Below are 3,316 nucleotides of genomic sequence, written 5' to 3' on the forward strand. Positions count from 1 at the left end.
GGTGACGTCGGAGGGGACGCGGGTCGCGCGACATTATATCGTCCGCGGGCGGGAGGACGCGTTGCGCTAGAATCCACCTCATCGAGGGTGGCTGCCGGGCCGAGGAGAGCAGCGTGGACAGGCTGGAGCAGGTGCTCCGCACCGAGGACGAGGCGCGGCGCGCCATCGTTGAGGCGCGTGAGGCGGCTGCGCTGACCGCCGAGCAGTCGGCGTCGCAGGCCGCGCTCCACGAGGCCGCCGCGCAGCGGGAGGCAGCTGCGGAGGCGATGTCGATCCGCGACAAGGCCGCCGCCGACGCCGCGCGGCAGGCCGATGCCTTCGCCGGCGAGGTCGAACGGCGCATCGCCGCGCTCCGTGAGTCCGCGGAGACCTCGCTTCCCGCCGCCGCTGCCGCCGTCGTCGCGGAGCTGGTGGACTGAGTTGTCCGTCGCGCGCATGCGCAGGGTGACCGTGATCGGCCACCGCCCGGTCATGGGAAACGTCGTCGACGTCCTGCAGCGCGTCGGCGTGATGCAGGTGGACGCGCACCCCTTCGACCTGCCGAGCGAGGAGCTGCCCGCCTGCGACGAGCGCCTCCACCACCTCGACGAGATGGCGGCCGACGCCGGATTCGTGCGCGACTTCCTCGCCCGATACCATGAGTCCGAGCAGCCGTTCTCGGCGTTCATAAGCGAGAAGGTCCACCTCGACGCCGACGAGTTCGGCGCACTCGTGCCCGACGCCCGATTCGTGCGCCTCTACCGCCAGTGCGTGGCGCTCTCGGACCGCATCGCTCACGGGGAGCGAGAGCGTGCGCGGCTGCTCGCGCTCGCGGCGGACCTTGCGCCGTGGAGCGGCCTGCGCCTCGAAGTCGGCCGCTGGAGGGGGACCGAGCACGCCGCGCTGTTCACCGGGACGGTCCCGGCGTCGCAGGGCCCGGCGATACGGCACATGTTGCGTGAGGTCACCCCGCTCGTGAGCGTGGAGGAGGTATGCGCCGAAGGGCCGCTCCAGGCTTGGGTCGTGCTGGCGCATCGCAGCGTCGTCGACGAGGTGCGCGCCGCGCTGGCCGGTTCCGGCTTCGCCGAGGTCTCCCACCCCGACCTGCGCGACTACCCCGCCGAGGAGATCGCTCAGGCGCTCTCGCGCGCGGAGCGGCTGACGGCCGAGATCGAGGAGGCGCACGAGGCCGCGCGCGAACTCGCAGCGTTGAACCACGCGTCGATCGTCGCGCTGGCCGAGTCACTTGATTCCCAGCGGGACGCGATCACGGTGTGCGGGCGGTTCGCGGCCACGGAGCGCGCGTTCGCAGCGAGCGGCTGGGTGCGCGCGTCGAGGGAGGCGGAGCTCGCCGGCGCGCTGGCGCCGTGGTCGGACTCGGTCGACATCGAACTCGCCGATCCGGCCGAGGGCGATGCGGTCCCGGTCGAGCTCGACAACCCGAGGTGGCTGCAGCCGTTCGAGACGCTCACCGACCTCTACGGCCGGCCTGCCTACGGCGAGATCGACCCCACGCCGCTGCTCGCGCCGTTCTTCCTGCTGTTCTTCTCGATCTGCGTGGCCGACGTCGGCTACGGCGCGATGCTGATCGGCGGCTCGCAGTGGATCAAGCGCAGGCTCGACGTCGCGCCGGGTGTGAAGCGGTTCATGGACCTGCTGACCTATGGCGGCGCGGGCGCGATGGTCGTCGGGGTCCTTCTCGGGTCGTGGTTCGCTCTCGACTACTCGGTGCTCCCGCCCGTCCTGCAGCGTCTGCGCGTCCTCGACCCGATGGGGCAGTTGTCGGAGTTCCTCGTCGTGTGCATCGCGCTCGGCGTCACGCAGGTGTTCTTCGGTGTCATCGTCGCGGGTTGGGACGCTTGGCGCCGCGGGGACCGTGCCGACGCGGTGTTCGGGCAGTTCTCGACGCTGTTCCTGTTCGGGATGATCGCCCTGGCCGTCGGCGTGCCGGATACCGCGCGGTGGGCCCTGCCCGTCGGACTGGTCGGGACGATGCTCATGCAGGGCGGCGCCCTGTCGGCCGCGCTCGGGCGTCCCGGGTGGCCGGTCTGGGACCGTGTCGCCGGATGGGCATGGCTCGTCGCGACGTTCGGGGCCATCGCGGTCATGGCCGGCGGCCGCGTCGGCGCCGGGTTCGCGCTGTTGGCCGGGGCCTCGATCGCCTCGTTGTGGAGCCGGACCGGCCGCGCCGGCGTCGTCGCGCTGCTCGGCGGTGCGTACTCGGTCTACGGCATGTCGGCGTTCATCGGCGACATCCTGAGCTACACGCGCCTGGCCGCGCTCAGCCTCTCGGGCGCGCTCGTGGGGCTCGTGTTCAACCTGATGGCCGGCATGGTGATGGCGCCCGCGGTCGCCGCGTTCTCCTCAGGCGGGCTCGGCTGGCTGTGGGGGTCGCTGATTGCGGTGGGCGCAGCGGCGATCTTCGTGTTCGGACACGTGTTCAACGTCGTGATCAATCTCATCGGCGCCTTCGTTCACCCGGCGCGCCTGCAGTTCGTCGAGTTCTTCAGCAAGTTCTACGAGGGGAGCGGCCGCCCGTTCGCGCCGTTCGCCCTTCGCACCAAGTCCGTGGTCCTGCACGCCGGCACTGCCGGCCGGGAAGGAGGCGTCGGGTAAGTGAACGAGACGTTCTGGGGTCTGTCCGGGGTCGATTGGGCGCTGCTCGGAGGAGGGATGGCCGCCGTGCTCGGTGGCGTCGGCTCCTCCATCGGGATCACGGCGGCGGTCGGTCCGATCTCCGGGATCGTGTCCGAGGACAGTGAGAAGTTCGGCAAGCTGCTGCCGATCGCCGCGATGCCGGGCACGCAGGGCATCTACTGCTTCATCAGCGCGGTGCTCGTGCTGATCCTGTTCAAGCTCATGGGGGGCACCGACGCGGCCGCGTTCCAGATGGCCGGTCCGGTCGGCTTCAAGGTCTTCCTCGCCTGCCAGCCGGTGGGATGGCTGTGCTGCATCTCCGGCGTCTACCAGGGCCTGACGGGCGCCGCTGCCGCGGGCATCGTGGCCGCGCGCAGCGAGGACTCGGGCAAGGCGCTCATCTTCCCGGCCCTGGTCGAGACGTACGCCGTGCTGTCGCTCATCGTCACGATCCTCATGATGCTCGCGCTGACCGGCGCGTACGTGAAGTAGGGGGCGACCGTGGCGCTGGCCGACATCCTGGAGCGCATCGAGGCGGACACCGCCGCCGAGGTGACCGCGATCTCGGAGGCCGCCGAGGCGAGCTCCGAGGCTGTCCTTGCCGAGGCGCGCGAGAGCGCCGCGCGCGAGAGCGCGGCGGCGCTGGAGCGCGCGCGGGCGCAGGCGGCCACCGATGCCGCGACCGCCGTGGCCGCCGCGC

The 3,316-nt window shown here is 71.6% G+C and carries 4 protein-coding genes; all 4 read left to right on the forward strand.

What is annotated here, in order from left to right; all coding sequences use genetic code 11:
* Positions 1 to 113 precede the first annotated feature (113 nt).
* A complete protein-coding gene (locus tag FDZ70_08200; protein TLM72681.1) occupies positions 114 to 419 on the forward strand; it encodes a hypothetical protein in 306 nt (101 codons plus the stop codon).
* Positions 420 to 435: 16 nt separating this feature from the next.
* Entirely contained in the window at positions 436 to 2,595 is a 2,160-nt protein-coding gene (locus tag FDZ70_08205; GenBank protein ID TLM72682.1) for a hypothetical protein, read from the forward strand.
* Positions 2,596 to 3,108 (forward strand): permease, encoded by a 513-nt coding sequence (locus tag FDZ70_08210; GenBank protein ID TLM72683.1) that lies wholly within the window; start codon positions 2,596 to 2,598, stop codon positions 3,106 to 3,108.
* A gap of 9 nt (positions 3,109 to 3,117) precedes the next feature.
* The coding region (locus tag FDZ70_08215; GenBank protein TLM72684.1) for a hypothetical protein at positions 3,118 to 3,316 on the forward strand (199 nt) is incomplete at its 3' end.

The sequence above is a fragment of the Actinomycetota bacterium genome, assembly GCA_005774595.1.
Taxonomy (GTDB): domain Bacteria; phylum Actinomycetota; class Coriobacteriia; order Anaerosomatales; family D1FN1-002; genus D1FN1-002.

Coding starts and splice junctions, on each gene's coding strand:
- FDZ70_08205 (TLM72682.1), top strand. CDS start 436: ATGCGCAGGGTGACCGTGATCGGCCACCGCCCGGTCATGGGAAACGTC.